We start from the raw sequence: 16800 nt of genomic DNA on the forward strand, positions 1-16800 counted from the left end.
GGCTCAATCCGATCGCCGCGGAACAGGAGCCAGGAGTGAAGAGGGCCTTCAGCCCGCGGCTTCTATGCCGCGGGCATAGCGAGGCGTTTGCCAATTTTGACGAGAAGCCTGCGGCGCATGGGCTCGACGGCGATGTTCCGACCCATGTCAGCCAACCGCCGGGCGGTTTCCTGACTGGAGACCCCTGGCGCCCCGTTTGAGAGGTGAGCCAAGCGCCCCTCCACGGAGCGAACCCAGAACCGACCATCCAAACTTTCGGCTGTCGGCGTATCGCAATCTCGGTTCAGTGCCGACCCCAGGGGCGATGCTGGTTCGGACCTGGTCATTCGCATTCTCTGCCGTGGATTTGTGTCGACGGTTCAACCCTCGACACAATCTGCGGAAGACGCCAATGGGGCCGCGCACCTTTCCGGAGTCATTGCATTTGCAGGACGATCCGCCCGTCGATCTGGCCGGCTTCCATGCGCTCGAAGATCTGATTGATGTTCTCGAGCTTGTCCCACGAGAAGTGGGCCGCGACCGCACCCTGACCGGCAAAATCCAGCGCTTCTTCGAGGTCCTGACGCGTGCCGACAATGGACCCGCGCACCGTGATGCGCTTCAAGACCGTGTCGAAGATCGGCATGGCGAACTTGCCGGGTGGTAGGCCGACCAGCGCCATGGTGCCGTGGGGGCGCAACACACCGAAGGCCTGCTCGAAGGCCGCGGGCGACACGGCGGTGACGAGCACGCCATGGGCTCCGCCAATGGTCTTCTGTAGCTCGTGCACCGGATCCGCCTCACGAGCGTTGATCGCGATCTCGGCCCCGAGCGTCCTGGCGAGCTTGAGCTTCTCGGGATGAACATCAATGGCCGCCACCCGCATGCCCATGGCTTTGGCATATTGCACGGCCATGTGGCCAAGGCCGCCGATGCCAGAGATCACCACCCATTCGCCGGGCTTCACTTCGGTCTCCTTCAGGCCCTTGTAAACGGTGACCCCGGCGCAGAGCACGGGCGCCGCCGGGCCGAAGTCGAGGGTGTCCGGCAGGCGGCCGACATAGTTCGGGTCGGCCACCGCGTATTCGGCGAAGCTGCCGTTGACGGAATAGCCCGTGTTCTGCTGCGAACCACACAGGGTTTCCCACCCAGTGCGGCAATGGGGGCAGTAGCCGCAGGCCGTATGCAGCCATGGAATACCGACCCGATCCCCTTCCCGGACGCGCTTCACGTCACGACCGACCGCCGCCACGATGCCGACGCCCTCATGACCTGGAATGAACGGCGGTTTGGGCTTGACCGGCCAGTCGCCGCGGGCCGCATGAAGATCGGTGTGGCACACACCGGTGGCCGCGATGCGAACGAGGATCTGATCGGGGCGTGGCTCGGGCACCGGCACCTCCTCGATCGCCAGCGGTCGTCCGAACTCCCTAACCAGGGCTGCCTTCATCATCGTGGTCATGTGTTTTTCCTTCTTTGAATGGTCCTGATATGCCCCGGGCGATGAGATGACCTGGATTGGAAACAAGACGGGCTCGTCGCTGCCCTGATGGCTCATGGGTTAAGCCATGTCGGTGATGGTCGTCCGGAACCTTGCCAATGAGAGGCTGAACAGGACAGCCCCAATGGCCGCCAACGCGAGAAACTGCGGCCAGACCACGTCCAGACCCGCCCCGCGGTACAGGATTCCTTGGGCCAACGAGATGAAGTGTGTTGTCGGCGCCGCGAGCATCACATACTGAACCAGCTCCGGCATGCTCTCGCGCGGCGTCATGCCGCCCGAGAGCATCTGCATCGGAATCAGGACCAGAATCAGCAGCATGCCGAACTGCGGCATGGAGCGGGCCACCGTTCCCATGAAGATGCCCATAGACGTAGTGGCGAACAGGTGCAGGGCCGCACCAGCCAGGAACAGCGCGACCGAGCCTTCGATCGGAACTGACAGCAGCCCTTGGACGACAAACGCGAGGGAGAAGGCGCAGGCGGCGAGAACCACCAGGGCCATGGACCAGATTTTCCCGGTCATGATCTCGGCTGGCGTGACCGGCATCACCAGCAGATGCTCGATGGTGCCGTGCTCCCGCTCGCGGATCAGCGCCGCCCCGGTCAGGATGATCGACAGCATCGTGACCTGGTTGATGACCTGGATCACCGCGCCGAACCAGCCCTTGTTCAGCTCGGGGTTGAACCGTGCCCGCAGCGCGAGATCGACCGGCAGGACCTGCGCCGCGCGATAGCGTTGAGCGAACGCATTCACCTCGCCGCCGACGATCTGCTGGATATAGCCGCTTCCGGTGAAGGCCTGGCTCATGCGGGTCGCATCCACATTGAGCTGAATCGTGGGTTGGCGGCCGGCCAGGACGTCCCGCTGGAAGTTGGGCGGAATGTCGAGCGCGAAGGTATCCAGCCCCGCGTCCATCCGGGCGTCCATCTCGGCCGCGGTGATCAGTTTCGGCGCGACGAAAGACGGCGGGTAGAACGCCCCGACGAGGCGGGCCGAGAGCGGTGAGCGATCCTCGTCGACGATGGCGATCGGCGCCCGGTTGAGTGTCTCGGGCATCGCGGTGGCGGCGGTGTAGACGGCTGCGGTGAAGGAATAGACGACAAGAAACAGCATCATCGGATCGCGGGCGAGACTGCGCAGTTCCTTGATGCCGAGATTGAAGATATTGGCCCACCGCATCGGTCAGGTCTCCTGCTTCCTCAGGAGCATCACGCTTGCCCCGATGAGCACCGGCATGGCGATCAGCAGAGGCCAGAAGGAGGCCTGCAGATCCCAGAACCCCAAGCCCTTCGAGAAGGTGCCACGCGAGATGGTCAGGAAATGGGTGGTCGGATAGATCCGTCCGATGAACGCCCCCACTCCCTCTAGCGAGGAAACCGGATCAATCATGCCAGAATACTGTGCCGCTGGGATGAGAGTCGCGATGGCGGTACCGAAGATCGCCGCGATCTGGCTGCGCATGAAGGACGACATGAGCAGGCCCATGGCGGTCGCCGCATACGTATAGGCCACGGCCCCCAGCGCGAGCGTCAGGACGCTGCCGGTGAGCGGCACGCCGAAGGCCGTGACCGCCAGCACGGTCAGCAGCAGGAAGTTGAGCATGGCCAGCCCGACATAGGGCAGCTGCTTGCCGAGCAGGAATTCCAGCTTGGTGACGGGCGTGACGTAGAGGTTCACGACCGAGCCGAGCTCCTTCTCCCTCACGACGCTGAGGGCAGCGAGCATGGCCGGGATCAACAGTAACAGGATCGGGATGACCGCCGGCACCATGGCCTTCAAACTCTCAACATCGGGGTTGTAGCGGAAGCGGGTCTCGATGGTCACGGGACTTGCCGCTTCGATCTTCGAGGCCAGCCATTGGCTATGCATGCCCTGCACGTATCCACTGACGGTTTCGGCTCGCATCGGCATGGCGCCGTCGATCCAGGCTCCAATCTGAACCTGCCGTCCCCGCGCGATGTCGCGTCCGAAGCCGGGCGGGATCTCGAGAGCCAGGGTGAGTTCGCCTGCGCGCATGCGCCGATCGAGATCGTCGTAATCCGTAATCGGCGCATGCTCGATGAAGTAGCGAGATCCGGCGAGATTGAGCGTGTAGTCGCGGCTGACCGTGGTCTGGTCCCGGTCCAGAACGGCGAAGGAGAGATCCTCGACGTCCATGCTGATGCCGTAGCCCATGATGAACATGAGAAGGATGCTGCCGAGAAGCGCCAGCGTGGCCCGGATCGGATCACGGCGGAGCTCAAGCGCCTCGAGCATCATGTAGCTGAACATGCGGCGGGGATTGAAAAACCGCCCTGCCGCCTTCTGGCCGGAGTGGCCGACTGGGACGACCGGTTCCGGTTGCCTCGGCAGGGCCTTTTCCTGCGCCATCGGCGCAGCGCCTGCCTGAGTTTCGGCGACGGCATCCTCAAGGTAGCTGATGAACGCCTCCTCCAGCGTCCTCACCCCACGCTTCTCGACCAAGGCTTGAGGCGTCTCGCTGACGAGAACGCGTCCGGCATGCATCAGCGAGATCCGGTCGCAACGCTCGGCCTCGTTCATGAAGTGCGTCGAGATGAAGATCGTCACGCTGTCCCTGCGGGCAAGGTCGATCATGATCTGCCAGAAGGCGTCGCGGGCGATCGGGTCGACGCCGGAGGTCGGCTCGTCCAGGATCAGCATCGCGGGCTCGTGAATCATCGCGACCGCGAGGGACAGCCTCTGGCGCTGCCCGAGCGGGAGCCTGTCCGGCAGCAGGTCCATGACGTCGCCGAGATCGAAGCGGCCCGCCATCCTCTCGATCCGGCCGGGAATGACCTCCTCGGGCACCTGGAACAGGCGGGCGTGCAGCTCCAGGTTCTGGCGGACGGTCAGCTCCGTGTAGAGGGAGAACGCCTGCGACATGTAGCCGACATGCCGCCTGGATTCGATGTCCTGAGCGTTGACGGGCTGCCCGAACAGCCAAGCCTCTCCCTCGCTCGCCGGCAGCAGGCCCGTCAGCATCTTCATGGTCGTGGTCTTGCCGCAGCCATTCGACCCGAGAAAGCCAAAGATCTCGCCGCGCGGGATTTCGAAGCTGACATGATCGACGGCCACGAAGTCGCCGAAGCGCATGGTCAGATCCTTGGCCCTGATGGCGATCTCGGTCTCGCTGCCCGAGCGCGGAACGATCGTCACGGCCCTGTGACCCTGGCGCTTCTCCTCGGGCATCAGGGCAATGAAAGCCTCCTCGAGCGCCGTGGTCCCGGTGCGCTTGAGCAGATCCCCTGGGGTGCCGGTGGCGAGCACCCGTCCCTCGTCCATGGCCACGAGCCAGTCGAAGCGGGCGGCCTCCTCCATGTAGGCGGTGGCGACCACCACGCTCATGCCGGGCCGGCCCGCCCGGATGCGGTCGATCAGCTCCCAGAACTGGCGCCGCGAGAGCGGGTCCACGCCCGTCGTCGGCTCATCGAGGATCAGCAGGTCCGGATCGTGAATGAGCGCACAGCAGAGACCGAGCTTCTGCTTCATGCCGCCGGACAGCTTGCCGGCGGGCCGGTCGACGAAGGGCGCCAGACCGGTGCTCTCGACCAGATCGGCGATACGGCGTTTCCGCTCCGCCCGGTCCTGGCCGAAGAGACGGCCGAAGAACTCGAGGTTCTCGAAAACCGAGAGCGTCGGATAGAGGTTTTTGCCGAGGCCCTGCGGCATGTAGGCGATGCGGGGGCAGACATCCTGCCGATGCAGCGCCTTGGCCATGTCGCCGCCGAGCACCTCGACACTGCCTGTCTGGAGCGCCCGCGCGCCTGCGATCAAGGAAAGGAGGCTGGATTTGCCGACGCCATCGGGGCCGATCAGGCCCACCATGCAGCCAGCCGGGATGTCGAGATTCACGTCGTCGAGAGCCCGTGTCTTGCCGTAGACCAGGCTGATGGCCCGCAGATGGGCGACGGACGTCGGCGCGGCACTGATCGGTGCGGCGCGGTTCATTGGTTCTGCCATGGCACGAGGTTCTGCAGGCTGGACGGCCATTCCATTCCTTCTTCAATCCTCACATAAGCCACACCTGGCAGGCCGGTCTTCACGTCACGGATGTATTTCTTCAGCAACTCGGGCGGGATCTGTGCCTTGACCCGGAACATCAGCTTCTGCCGCTCGCTGGCCGTTTCGACCGTCTTGGGCGTGAACTGGGCGACATCGGCCACGAACGAGGCTTTGGCCGGAATGACGTATTGAGGCACGGCGTCGAGAACGAGCCGCACCTCGCTTCCGATCCTGACTCTGCCCGCACTCTCCGTGGGCAGGAAGAAGGTCATGTAGACGTCGCTGAGGTCGACCATGTTCAGCACACGTCCGCCTGCCCCGAGCACCTCGCCAGGCTGCGCCACCCGGAACTGCACGCGCCCGTCCCGGGGCGACCGGAGGGTGCTGTCCCTGATGTTAGCCTGGATGCTCTCGATGGTGGCCGCGGCGGCATCGACCGCCGCCTGGGCATTGATCACCTGCGCCTCCGCCGTTGCGATGGTCGCATCGGCCGCCGCGACCTGGGCTTGCGCCGCGCTGACGGCCGCGTTTGCGCTCTCGAACTTGGCCCGGTCGGTGTCGAGAACCTGTTGCGACGTCGTTCCTCGCGACGCGAGCTCCTCGGATCGGGCGAACTGTTTCTGGGCGGCGTCTCTCTCAGCTTCGCGCTGGGCGACCAAGGAGACCGCCGCCTGCCGCTCGGCTTGGCGCTGGACCACCTGATGACGGGCGGTCTCGATGCTGACGACGGCCTGCTGCTTCTGCGCCTCGGCCTGCTTGAGCTGGGCCTGAAGCACGTCGGTGTCCATCCGGGCGAGGATCTGGCCAGCCGTAATGAAATCGCCTTCGTTGACCAGGATGTCCTCGATCCGACCCGCCGTCTTGGTGGCGACGTCGATCTCGACCGCCTCGATCCGGCCGTTGCCGCTGGCCAAGCCGTCAGGCAAGCCTTCTGGCTGGAGGAACTGCCACAGCGCGTACAAAACAGCGGCGGCAACCATAACGGCCCCGATCCTGAACAGCCAACGGTTCGGTTTCTTCATCATACCTCAAGTCCATCCTGTTTCGGGCGAGGGCCACCAGGGACACCTCGTAATGCCGCCACGACAACGGAAGTCTCCCTTACATGGTCTGGAAGTCAACCGACGTTGATATACATCAAGGTTGCCGCGGAGAAGGATCGATATCTGGGTCTTCGTGGGGTTTGATTGCCCTGTAGCGCCAGTCTGGCACCGGCGGAGAACGAAAAGCGAGTTTTGCGAAGATGAATCGAGTTCTTTCTGCGGCAGTCCTCACGGTTGCGGGCATGATCAGCATTCCGGCCCAGGCCGAGGTCGTCGGGAAGGTGAGAACCGACTGGGTCGGGAATGACATCGTTATCGAAGCCATCCAGGACCCCAAGGTGCAAGGCGTGACCTGCCACCTGACCTATTTCGAACGCAGTCTGATTGACAGATTGCAACAGGGGAACTGGTTCGAGGACCCCTCGAACTCGGCGATTGCTTGCCAGACGACCGGTCCCGTCACCATCGGCGAGATCGATCTCGACCGCAACGGCGAGGAGGTCTTCAACGAGGGTCGAAGCCTGATTTTCAAGAAGCTGGTCGTCAACCGCATCTACGACCGGCAGAACAATACTCTGGTCTATCTCGCCCATACCCGTCAGGTGCAGCAGGGCAGTGCCAAGATGTCGATCTCGACTGTGCCGCTCTACAGCGTGCAGGCGACCTGGACCAAGGGCCGCCCGCAGTAGCGGTTCAGGATTGCACGCTTCGCTGCGGACCTATCATCAGAACAAACTTAGAGGATCGAATGCTCAACTGGGTTGTCCGGGGATTGTTGATCGTAGCCGGCGTGGTCACGGGATGGTTCGTCGCCAAGGACGCGACGAACTTCGGCGTCATTCAAATGATGGTGGCGCTCCTGTTGCTGACCTTGATCATCGCCGTGATCGCCTTCTGGCCCGATCATTGGAAGATCAGGCCTCACCAATCCGAAAAGACAAACCGATGAATGATACCTCCCCTGCCGGCGAGCCCGTGGACACGCTGAGCAACAGGACGTTCGACGAAATCGCGATCGGCGACACCGCCGTGATCGAGCGCACCCTCACCGCTGACGACATCCGGGCTCTTGCCCTGCTTTCCGGCGTAACCGACCCGCTCCGGCAGGACGCCGATCAACCTACTGCCGCGTTTCTCCATGGCATGGTCGCCCACGGCATGTGGGGCGGCGCCCTCCTGTCGGCCGTCGTGGGGACGCGCTTGCCAGGACCCGGAACGACCTATCTGGGCGAGACGCTTCAGTTTCTCTCGCCGGTCCAGTCCGGCGATACCCTGGCCCTCAAGGTCGAGGTGACGGCACGTGATCCCAGGACCCGGCAACTTCGGCTCGCCTGTCACTGCACGAACCAGAACGGCGATCGCGTGATCGAGGGCTCGGTCGACGTCATCGCCCCGGCAGAGAAAGTCACCTGGTCCCGCAGCGCCCTACCCGAAGTCAAGCTCACGATTCAGAGTTCAGGCATGGGGCGGCTTCTGGATCATGCTCGCCTGCTGGGGACCATAAAGGTCGCCATCGTCCATCCGTGCGACGAGGTGAGCCTCTCCGCTGTGATCGAGGCCCGCGCCGCCGGCCTGATCGACCCGGTCCTCGTGGCGCCGCGGTCCCGCCTCGAGAGCGTCGCCACGTCGGCAGGCATCGACCTCTCCGGCATGAGCATCGAGGACGTGCCGCATAGCCATGCCGCAGCCCAACGGGCGGTCGAACTGGCCTCGTCCGGTACTGTCGAAGCTCTCATGAAGGGGAGCCTCCATACCGACGAGCTGATGGGAGCCGTGGTGGCCTCGGGCAGCGGGCTTCGCACCAAGCGGCGCGTCAGCCACTGCTTCGTCATGCAGACCCCGGCCTATCCGCGCCCGTTCATCGTTACCGATGCCGCCGTCAACATCGCCCCGTCGCTGCCGGAGAAGATGGATATCGTCCAGAACGCCATCGAGTTGGCGCATGTTCTCGGCGTGAAGCAGCCCCGCGTCGCCATCCTGGCCGCCGTGGAGACCGTCTCCCCCCGGATGCAGGCGACGCTCGACGCGGCGGCCCTGTGCAAGATGGCGGATCGCGGCCAGATCACGGGCGGCGTGGTGGACGGACCGCTGGCTTTCGACAATGCCGTCTCCGCCGCTGCGGCAAAGATCAAAGGCATCGTCTCGCCCGTGGCGGGCCAAGCCGACATCCTGGTCGTGCCCGATCTCGAAAGCGGCAACATGCTCGCCAAGCAGCTCGAGTATCTCGGGAATGCCGATTCTGCCGGCATCGCTCTCGGCGCCAAGGTGCCGATCATTCTGACCAGCCGCGCCGACGGGCGCGATTCCCGCTTGGCGTCCTGCGCCCTCGCCGTGCTGCTGGCCCATCACTACCGAGTGAGCCCTCCATGACCGACCTGATCCTCGTCCTCAACTGCGGCTCCTCGAGCATCAAGTTTGCGCTGTTCGACACCAATGGCGTCCAACACAACCGTAAACCGGTCTGGAACGGCAAGGTCGACGGCATCACCGGACCCAGCCCAACCTTCGGCGAGACCGGCGTTGTTCCCTCCCCGATTGCTCTCGACCCGTTGGATCCCTACCATGCCGCCCTCACTCACATTGCCGGACGGGTCCAGGCGCGGCGTGGCGATCACAGGATCCGCGCCATCGCGCACCGCGTCGTCCATGGCGGAAGCCGCTATTTCGAGCCGACCCTCGTGAATGCCGAGGTTTTGGCGGACCTGCGCAGCTACATCCCCTTGGCCCCCCTGCATCAGCCGTTCGCGCTTGAGGCCATGGAGCGGCTCCTGGAGGAGCAGCCCGAACTTCCCCAGGTCGCCTGCTTCGATACGGGGTTCCACCACACCCTGCCCCATGTCGAGCAGATGCTGCCGCTCTCCTGGGAGGCCTGGGAGCGGGGAATCCGCCGCTACGGATTCCACGGCCTGTCATACGAATACCAGTCGATTGTGCTGGCCGAGCGCTACGGCGGCCGCGCCCGGGGGCGGACCATTGTCGCCCATCTCGGGAGCGGCGCGAGCCTCTGCGGCATGCGCGATCTCCAGAGCGTGGCGACCACGATGGGCTTTTCCGCCCTCGACGGGCTCATGATGGGAACCCGCACCGGCGCCCTCGATCCCGGCGCCCTGCTGTATCTGATGGAGATCGAGAAGATCTCGCTCCATGACGTCGGACAGCTTCTCTACCACAAGTCCGGTCTTCTCGGCCTGTCCGGAATTTCATCAGACCCGCGTGTCCTGCTCGACCGGGAGGCTGAGGAGCCCCGCGCCCGCGATGCCCTCGCGCTCTACGTCCGCCGCATCGTGCGCGAGATCGGCGCGATGACCGCCGCCCTCGGCGGGCTCGACCTTCTCGTGTTCACGGCGGGGATCGGTGAACACAATGCGGTTCTGCGGGAACGCATCTGCCGGGATCTGGCGTTCATGGGCGTCGCGCTCGACCCTTCGGCTAATCAATCCAATGGGCCGATCATCTCCGCCGAGGCCAGCCCGGTCCTGGTCGCGGTCGAGCCTACGAACGAGGAATGGATCGCGGCCCTGCGGACCAATGAGCTGCTTGCGGGGCCTAATTTCTCTGGGACCCGGTCCTAGATGACGCTCCTGAGCCACCCCTTCAACGCTCTGATAATCGCACGAGGGTGGGGTGGCGCATGGGAATTCCCTTGAGATCGCCCTTACTCCCGGTCCTTGTCGCGCGTCCGAAGCTCCTCAATGGCCGCCGTCAGGTCAGACCGATACTTGTCGCGCAGGATCATCATCACGTTCTCTGCCGCCCTCTTCCCGATCTTTGCGACGAAAAAACGGTCCAAGGCGGCCTGCTGTGCCCGACAGTGATCGAGAGCTTTCTCAGCCAACGCTTCGGGCGTCCGCGGGCCCTGAAGCCTTCCTTTAACGAATAACGCGGCGCAGGCCTGCCATCGGTCATTCAGAGGCCTTGCCTCCTGGTGGACAGCAAGCGGGTCGAACTCATCCGATCGCGTTGGGTGGCCTGGGGCCAATAAGATGGTCAGGGCTCCCATGAAACCTGCGATACGCGAGCGTGACTTCAGAGAGCGATCCCTGAAGGAGAGTCTTTCACAGCGCCCTTTTTCGAGAAATCGTCGCTCTGATGTCATCACTGGCTTCCTTCAGGAGCATCCTGGGTGACGACGATCAAGAATTCCTTACTGATTTGCAGTCCCCCTGAACCGCTTCGTCTCAATCAAATGACCTTGCCGCGAGAGAGAAACCCTTTTCGGCTTCACGCCGCGCTGGCCAAACAGGCGGGCCCTGTGCCGGTCCCCCAATTACCCGGGTGATCCCGAGGGGAGTGCGTGCCGTTCATGGACGAACCGCTCCCGCGCCAGCCGATCCGGTTCATGATCGGCGCCAAGCTGGGACCAAGGGGACGGCGATGGCGCTCGTGGATTATTAAGGCCTGGCCTTCGGCTCGCTTAGTCGCCGGAGCATCAGTTCCTTAAAGCCATCTGGTCCGCCCCGTTCGAGAAACGCCGCGCCTCGACCTCCGACACCGCGAGGAGGCTTCCTCCCTCATATGGCGGTACCGAACAGGGCTCCTATTCCCGCTGTTAAGGCCATGGCAAAAGCACCCCAGAAGGTCACACGCAGGGTTGGTCTAACGATGCCCGCGCCTCCCGTCCGTGCCCCTAGAACCCCCAACAAGGCCAGGAACACCAGTGATCCGGCCGATACGACCGGCACCAGCCACTCCGCCGGGGCGACCAGCACCAGAAGCAGGGGCGCGGCCGCCCCGACCGAAAACGTGGCCGCTGACGCCAAGGCGGCCTGCACCGGGCGGGCGGTGGTGAGCGCCGAGATCCCCAGTTCCTCGCGCGCATGCACGGCCAGTGCATCCTTGGCCATCAGCTGCTCCGCAACCTGACGCGCCAAGCCCGGCTCTACGCCACGGGCGACAAAGATTTGGGCCAGCTCGTCCTTCTCGTAAGTCGGATCGTCCCTGAGCTCGCGCTTCTCCCGCGCGAGATCTGCCTGTTCCGTATCGGACTGCGAGCTGACCGAGACATACTCGCCTGCCGCCATGGACATGGCGCCGGCGACCAGACCGGCCACGCCGGCAAGCAGCACGCTCCCAGGTGAGGCCGTAGCGGAAGCCATGCCCAGGATCAGGCTCGCGGTCGAGGTGATCCCGTCGTTCGCCCCCAGTACAGCGGCTCGAAGCCAACCGATGCGCCGGATCAGATGGTTTTCTGGGTGGATGTGTCTCATGGAAGAATTGCCTTCTGTTCCGGATCAGGGCCATTTCTTGGGCGGGGCCATGACGGAGTGCGGGACCGGATCGGTGATGCAGCGCTCGAGGATTGAGTCGATCTCGTGCTTGCTCGCCTTGTCAATATGCTAGCCGTCGACTTCATGAAGGGGCGAGTTGATCCGGCCTGCTGTTCCATCAGTCAGCCTGTTGCGCCCTGCAATGGCATGGACAGGAGAAGGCGTAAGCCCTCAGGGTCATACTCGACGCGAATGTCGCCGCCGGTTTCGTCGGTCAGTGCCCTCTGGATGAGCATGGATCCGAAGCCCTTCCGTTTCGGTGGTCCGACGCAGGGCCCGCCAGCCTCGGTCCACGCGAGCTGCAACCGATCAGAGCCCGTGGTCCGTTCAATGGACCAGGTCACGCTGACGCGCCCCTCCGGTACCGACAATGATCCATGCTTGATGGCGTTGGTCGTCAGCTCGTGAGCCATCAGTGCGATTGAGACACTGACCCGCGCCGGGAGAACGAGGTCAGGTCCCTCGAGCTCTACCCTTTTGACACCCGCGTCGTCATAGACCTCGAGCTCACTGCGAAGGAGCTGACGCAGGTCGGTGCCGTGGTTTCGATCCATCCGAAGGTTTTGCATGCGCGCCACTGTTGCCAGGCGCTGCGAAAATCGCTGCTGGTAGTCCGGCACGCTTTCGGCGAAGCGGGCCGTGAGATTGGCGAGTGCCTGAACGATCGCGAATGTGTTCTTGAGCCGATGGTTGAGTTCGCCGACAAGCACCTCCCGCTGTGCCTCTCTCGACTTTCGATCCGTCACATTGGCAATGGTGCCGACGGCCCGCACAGGCGCGCCATTCCCGTCATGTTCCCGGACCCGGCCATGGATCGCGACCCACGGCCAGGAACCGTCCTTGGCACGCAAGCGGCAATCCTGGCTCCAAGCGGTTGCCCGGCCTTCCAGAGAAGCAGCCAATCCGCGCAGCACTTCTCCCTTATCGTCCGGATGAATCAGCTTTTCCCATGATTGGATATGAGACCTCATCTCGCCGGGTTCATAGCCCAGCATGGTCTGAAGACGTTCGCTGCTCCAGACTTCGCCCGTGGTGATGTTCCAGTCCCAGAGCCCCAAATCTTCAGTCTCGACCGCAAGGCACAGGCGCTCCTGCATCTCGCATTGGCTGAGTTCCCGAACCCTGCGCTCCGTGAGGTCGAAATTGACGCCAACGATCCTTCTGGGGAGACCATGGGCATCGTGCTCGACCTTGGCGCGGGCGAGAATCCACCTGACCGCCCCATCGGGATGAACGACGCGGAACTCAGTTTCGTAAGGCAGCGCCCCATCCAGAACTTTCCTTGTGTCGGCGATGATCGAGGTGACATCGTCCGGATGCAGACAGCTGACGAACACATCGTGGGTGACGGGTTCGCCCACATCAACTCCGAACAGGCGATAATTCTGATCCGACCACCACACCCGGCCCGTTGAGATGTCCCACTCCCAGATGCCAACGTCGCCCACCTGCTGGGCCAGAAGCATGCGGGTATCATCGGGAGACGACGGTTCTTGCGTTGGGAAATACAGGTTGACCGGGGAAACGTTCGGCATCGGGAGTCTCAAAGGTGAATGCGCTGGCGCGCTTTCTAAGCCCACGACAGCCGAGGCACTTTGCGCTTGGTCAAGGTTCGATACAGCGAAGATGCTAGGACGGCGACGCCGCTGTACGATGGCGGAATCGCGGCTACCTAAGTGGGGGGCGCCTCGATCACCACCTACCCTCACCATGCGCCAGGGCCTGACATGAACGTTGCCAGAATCAAGATCGCTTTCGCCGGTCTCGCCGTTGTCATCACGGGGCTCTGGCTGCTGAGCCTGTCAGAGGCGACCCTGACAGGGGGCTTTTGGCCGCTCCGAAACGCGCTGGTGTACCTCACCGGCTTCCTGGCGATCGGCTTCATGTCGGCGGCGGTGATCCTGGCGGCGCGTCCCATTCAGATTGAAGGGTTGCTTGGTGGCCTCGACAAGTTCTACCGCCTGCACAAGTGGCTTGGCATCGCCGCGGCCGTCATGGGCGTTGTCCACTGGCTTCTCGAGATCACGCCGCGCTGGATGGTGGGACAGGGCTGGCTCGAGCGCCCCCAACGCCCGGCCCGAGCGGCGGAAGTCGCCTCCGGGTTCGATCCCTTCCGCGACTTGCATGAGGTGGCCGCCGGGCTGGGCGAACCGGGGCTTTACCTCGTCCTTATCCTTGTGGCGCTGGCGCTCTGGAAAGGCTTTCCGTACCGCTACTTCTTCAACACCCACCGGCTGCTGGCGGCGGTGTATCTTGCGCTGGTGTTCCATTCGGTCATCCTGATGGGGCCGGGCTACTGGGCCGCGCCGGTCGGACCGGTCATGGGCCTCCTCATGGCGGCCGGTTCCGCCGCCGCGGTCACGTCGCTGGTCCGGCGCATCGGCAAGTCCCGCCGCGCCGTCGGATCGATCACGTCGCTCGATCACCATACCGACAATGCCGTTCTGGATGTTGGCGTCCAGCTCACCACGGCCTGGCCGGGGCACCATGCCGGACAGTTCGCCTTCGTGAATTTCGGCGGCGGCGAAGGCGCCCACCCTTTCACGATCGCGTCCGCCTGGCGCAAGGACGGGCGCCTGATGTTCAGCATCAAGGGACTCGGGGACTACACCCGCTCCCTGCCGGAGCAGCTTTTCGTCGGTCAGGCCGTGACGGTTGAAGGGCCATACGGACGGTTTGATTTCCGCGGTGAGCGTGGGCGCCAGATCTGGATCGGAGGCGGGATCGGCATCACCCCCTTCATTGCCGGCCTGCAGGCGCTCGAGGACCAGCGGAGCAACCAGCCCGTGGACCTGATCTATTCGACGAGCGCGCCCTCAGAGGCCTTCATCGCCAATATCCGGCGGCTTGCCGAGCGGGCCGGTGTCCGGTTCCTCCTGATGGTGACGCAGAAGGATGACCGGCTCACGCTCGAGCGTCTCGAGGAGATGGTGCCCGAGTGGAAGGAGGCCGATCTCTGGTTCTGCGGCCCTCTCGGTTTTGGCCGGGCCCTGCGCGATGCAATGACCGCGCGAGGCCTGCCCGCCGACCGGTTTCACCAGGAGTTGTTCGATATGCGGTAAGTCCGTACGTCTTGAACGGTCGCCTAGAAATACCACCGTTGGGTCCCGGTGGCCTTGACCCTCGCGGCTTCCATTTGAGCAAGCGCGAGGGCGGTCAGAACGACTGCGAGCACGAGCGGCATCGCCATGAGAATCGAGGCAGTCATGGCAGCTGCTCCGTATGAGAATGTCAGGTGAAGCGATGACCACCGGCGGCGGAGCGCCCGTGTATCGTCTGGAAAGCGCGCGAAACTTCGGGCCGACCATGTGTTTGCCACTGCAGCCTCGTGGTGCGCTCGATGCCGGCTAGGGTCCGGAATGCAGGAAGCTCCTGCTCATCGAACATGCTGGCGAGCGCCCCTGCCAAGTCGGCCTGCCGCCGATTCAGGACCTGCAAGCGGGCGATGTCCGCAGCGGTCTGCTCGCAGCAGCGGTCAATGTAATCGGTTGTCATTTCGGATCGTCATGTAGGTGATGGCCAGGCTCTTCATCCGCACGGACAATTGGCTATGGCGTTATCAAAAAGGCTGGACTGGATGCGGTGCGGATAGCTCTGTCCACCCGGAACTGAATCATGCTTGGAGTGAATGCCAATCGCATCGCAAGGTCCGCTGCTCCAACAAGGATCAGGAGCACGAGTACCGCCCGCCTGCCTGCATTCAGAAGCTGGATGGGATGGCTGATGCTCATGGCTGACTCTCAATCTTCGGTAACGAGAACATAAGAGCCTGCCTGTGTGACGTCCGAACAGCGCGTGGGTAATAGTGTGTGCTGGTCCATGACAGTTCGTAACCGTCGACGGGAAAATGTGGCATTTCTCGGCTGCAAGGCGAGGTGATCCCCGGTGGACCTGCCCTGCATCGGATGGCTAGCCTCCGACCACCTCCCGAAGGGTTCGAGCCAGCTCCAGGGTGGTATAGGGCTTCTTGAGCAATCTCGTCTCCACGACCTGCCCGCGCCTGACCACATCAGGCTCGGCATAGCCCGAGGTGAACAGTACCTTGATCTCGGGCCGCATCGCCCGCACGGCGTCCGCCAGCTCTGATCCGGTCATCCCGCCCGGCATTACCATGTCGGTGAACAGCAAGTCGATCTCGGGATGCTGGTCGAGGACCGCCAGCGCCGCCGGGCCATTGGCTGCTTCCAGCACCCGGTATCCAAGGGCTTGCATCCGCATCAGGGTCATGCGCCGCACCCGCGGCTCGTCCTCGACCAGCAACACGGTCTCCCCCCGGCCCTGATAGGCCTCGGCCGTCGCCTGGGGCTCATGGTCCTCCAAAGCCTCGTCCATCACAGCGGCCCGTGGCAGATACATGCGGATCGTCGTGCCATGGCCGGGCTCGCTGTAGATCGCCACATGCCCGCCCGACTGCTTGACGAAGCCGTAGACCATCGACAGGCCGAGCCCGCTGCCCGCGCCGACCTCCTTGGTGGTGAAAAAGGGCTCGAAAGCCCGCTCCTGCACGTCCCGGGGCATGCCCGTGCCGGTGTCGGTGATGGCGATCAGGACGTAGCGTCCCGCTCGCACCTCCGGATGCATGCGGGCGTAGTCCGCATCAAGTTCGGTGTTCTCGGCCGTGATCGTCAAGCGCCCGCCGCCCGGCATGGCATCGCGGGCGTTGATGGCCAGGTTCAGGAGCGCGTTCTGCAGCTGGCTCGGATCGACCAGGACCGGCCAGAGGTCGTTGTCGGACCGGCCTGTCACCCTCACCGTCTCGCCCAAGGTCCGCCGCAGCAGCGGGGTCATCTCCCCGACCAGCATCCCGACATCCGTGAGCCTGGGCTGCAGCGGCTGCCGACGCCCGAAGGCCAGCAGGCTCTCGGTGAGCCGGGCGCCATGCTCGGCCGTCTCGCGCGCCTCCCTGGCCAGTTCCGCTTGGACGGGATCCGTCGGATGTCCGTCCGTCAGCCGCATCTCGAGCATCTCGAGATTGCCGAGAATGACGGTGAGCAGGTTGTTGAAG

16 protein-coding genes are annotated in these 16800 nt (G+C 63.9%); 6 read left to right on the plus strand and 10 right to left on the minus strand.

Annotated features, from left to right (window positions below; translation table 11 throughout):
• Positions 1-200 (plus strand): hypothetical protein (locus tag OC446_RS25690; RefSeq protein WP_262031846.1); only part of this gene is annotated, 200 nt, incomplete at its 5' end.
• 215 nt (positions 201-415) lie between these two features.
• On the opposite strand, the gene adhP is transcribed toward OC446_RS25690, so the two are convergent.
• The 4 genes from adhP to OC446_RS25710 form a co-directional block, all read right to left on the minus strand.
• A complete protein-coding gene (gene adhP, locus OC446_RS25695; protein WP_181054747.1) occupies positions 416-1441 on the minus strand; it encodes an alcohol dehydrogenase AdhP in 1026 nt (341 codons plus the stop codon).
• A gap of 99 nt (positions 1442-1540) precedes the next feature.
• On the minus strand, positions 1541-2662 hold the full coding sequence (locus OC446_RS25700) for an ABC transporter permease (protein ID WP_181054748.1): 1122 nt from the start codon (positions 2660-2662) through the stop codon (positions 1541-1543).
• 3 nt (positions 2663-2665) lie between these two features.
• On the minus strand, positions 2666-5443 hold the full coding sequence (gene rbbA, locus OC446_RS25705; RefSeq protein ID WP_410055141.1) for a ribosome-associated ATPase/putative transporter RbbA: 2778 nt from the start codon (positions 5441-5443) through the stop codon (positions 2666-2668).
• The gene (locus OC446_RS25710) at positions 5428-6507 is read right to left on the minus strand and encodes an HlyD family secretion protein (RefSeq protein WP_410055142.1); all 1080 of its coding nucleotides are present in this window, start codon (positions 6505-6507) and stop codon (positions 5428-5430) included. Before OC446_RS25710 ends, rbbA begins: the two co-directional genes overlap by 16 nt.
• Before the next feature lie 263 nt (positions 6508-6770).
• On the opposite strand from OC446_RS25710, the gene OC446_RS25715 reads away from it, so the two are divergent.
• From OC446_RS25715 to OC446_RS25730, 4 genes are read left to right on the plus strand one after another with little or no spacing between them, the layout of a single operon-like run.
• Positions 6771-7217 (plus strand): CreA family protein, encoded by a 447-nt coding sequence (locus OC446_RS25715; protein ID WP_262031848.1) that lies wholly within the window; start codon positions 6771-6773, stop codon positions 7215-7217.
• 59 nt (positions 7218-7276) lie between these two features.
• Positions 7277-7477, plus strand: coding sequence for a hypothetical protein (locus tag OC446_RS25720; protein ID WP_181054751.1), 201 nt, complete (start codon positions 7277-7279; stop codon positions 7475-7477).
• Positions 7474-8898, plus strand: a complete 1425-nt coding sequence (locus OC446_RS25725; protein ID WP_181054752.1) for a bifunctional enoyl-CoA hydratase/phosphate acetyltransferase — start codon at positions 7474-7476, stop codon at positions 8896-8898. Before OC446_RS25720 ends, OC446_RS25725 begins: the two co-directional genes overlap by 4 nt.
• Positions 8895-10100, plus strand: a complete 1206-nt coding sequence (locus OC446_RS25730) for an acetate/propionate family kinase (RefSeq protein ID WP_181054753.1) — start codon at positions 8895-8897, stop codon at positions 10098-10100. Before OC446_RS25725 ends, OC446_RS25730 begins: the two co-directional genes overlap by 4 nt.
• A gap of 83 nt (positions 10101-10183) precedes the next feature.
• On the opposite strand, the gene OC446_RS25735 is transcribed toward OC446_RS25730, so the two are convergent.
• The 3 genes from OC446_RS25735 to OC446_RS25745 form a co-directional block, all read right to left on the minus strand.
• Positions 10184-10318: a hypothetical protein gene (locus tag OC446_RS25735; protein WP_262031849.1), complete on the minus strand. Its 135-nt coding sequence runs from the start codon at positions 10316-10318 to the stop codon at positions 10184-10186.
• 721 nt (positions 10319-11039) lie between these two features.
• A complete protein-coding gene (locus OC446_RS25740) occupies positions 11040-11735 on the minus strand; it encodes a VIT family protein (RefSeq protein WP_181054754.1) in 696 nt (231 codons plus the stop codon).
• A 182-nt stretch (positions 11736-11917) separates the two neighbouring features.
• Complete coding sequence (locus OC446_RS25745; RefSeq protein ID WP_262031850.1) at positions 11918-13507, minus strand: sensor histidine kinase; 1590 nt, start codon at positions 13505-13507, stop codon at positions 11918-11920.
• Positions 13508-13522: 15 nt separating this feature from the next.
• On the opposite strand from OC446_RS25745, the gene OC446_RS25750 reads away from it, so the two are divergent.
• Entirely contained in the window at positions 13523-14857 is a 1335-nt protein-coding gene (locus OC446_RS25750; protein WP_181054756.1) for a ferric reductase-like transmembrane domain-containing protein, read from the plus strand.
• Between the two features lie 23 nt (positions 14858-14880).
• Here OC446_RS25750 and OC446_RS25755 read toward each other — a convergent pair whose 3' ends face one another.
• From OC446_RS25755 to OC446_RS25765, 3 genes are all read right to left on the minus strand, one after another.
• Positions 14881-15003, minus strand: a complete 123-nt coding sequence (locus tag OC446_RS25755) for a hypothetical protein (protein ID WP_262031851.1) — start codon at positions 15001-15003, stop codon at positions 14881-14883.
• Positions 15004-15026: 23 nt separating this feature from the next.
• The gene (locus tag OC446_RS25760) at positions 15027-15290 is read right to left on the minus strand and encodes a hypothetical protein (RefSeq protein ID WP_181054757.1); all 264 of its coding nucleotides are present in this window, start codon (positions 15288-15290) and stop codon (positions 15027-15029) included.
• 414 nt (positions 15291-15704) lie between these two features.
• On the minus strand, positions 15705-16800 hold a 1096-nt coding region (locus OC446_RS25765), incomplete at its 5' end, for an ATP-binding protein (RefSeq protein ID WP_262031852.1).

Source organism: Microvirga sp. Mcv34, assembly GCF_024519725.1.
GTDB lineage: Bacteria > Pseudomonadota > Alphaproteobacteria > Rhizobiales > Beijerinckiaceae > Microvirga.

What these genes read in the sequence shown, in the direction of transcription:
- adhP (WP_181054747.1), bottom strand. Translation starts at nt 1,441, where the DNA reads ATGACCACGATGATGAAGGCAGCCCTGGTTAGGGAGTTCGGACGACCG.
- OC446_RS25700 (WP_181054748.1), bottom strand. Translation starts at nt 2,662, where the DNA reads ATGCGGTGGGCCAATATCTTCAATCTCGGCATCAAGGAACTGCGCAGT.
- rbbA (WP_410055141.1), bottom strand. Translation starts at nt 5,443, where the DNA reads ATGGCAGAACCAATGAACCGCGCCGCACCGATCAGTGCCGCGCCGACG.
- OC446_RS25710 (WP_410055142.1), bottom strand. Translation starts at nt 6,507, where the DNA reads ATGAAGAAACCGAACCGTTGGCTGTTCAGGATCGGGGCCGTTATGGTT.
- OC446_RS25715 (WP_262031848.1), top strand. Translation starts at nt 6,771, where the DNA reads ATGATCAGCATTCCGGCCCAGGCCGAGGTCGTCGGGAAGGTGAGAACC.
- OC446_RS25720 (WP_181054751.1), top strand. Translation starts at nt 7,277, where the DNA reads ATGCTCAACTGGGTTGTCCGGGGATTGTTGATCGTAGCCGGCGTGGTC.
- OC446_RS25725 (WP_181054752.1), top strand. Translation starts at nt 7,474, where the DNA reads ATGAATGATACCTCCCCTGCCGGCGAGCCCGTGGACACGCTGAGCAAC.
- OC446_RS25730 (WP_181054753.1), top strand. Translation starts at nt 8,895, where the DNA reads ATGACCGACCTGATCCTCGTCCTCAACTGCGGCTCCTCGAGCATCAAG.
- OC446_RS25740 (WP_181054754.1), bottom strand. Translation starts at nt 11,735, where the DNA reads ATGAGACACATCCACCCAGAAAACCATCTGATCCGGCGCATCGGTTGG.
- OC446_RS25745 (WP_262031850.1), bottom strand. Translation starts at nt 13,507, where the DNA reads ATGGTGAGGGTAGGTGGTGATCGAGGCGCCCCCCACTTAGGTAGCCGC.
- OC446_RS25750 (WP_181054756.1), top strand. Translation starts at nt 13,523, where the DNA reads ATGAACGTTGCCAGAATCAAGATCGCTTTCGCCGGTCTCGCCGTTGTC.
- OC446_RS25755 (WP_262031851.1), bottom strand. Translation starts at nt 15,003, where the DNA reads ATGACTGCCTCGATTCTCATGGCGATGCCGCTCGTGCTCGCAGTCGTT.
- OC446_RS25760 (WP_181054757.1), bottom strand. Translation starts at nt 15,290, where the DNA reads ATGACAACCGATTACATTGACCGCTGCTGCGAGCAGACCGCTGCGGAC.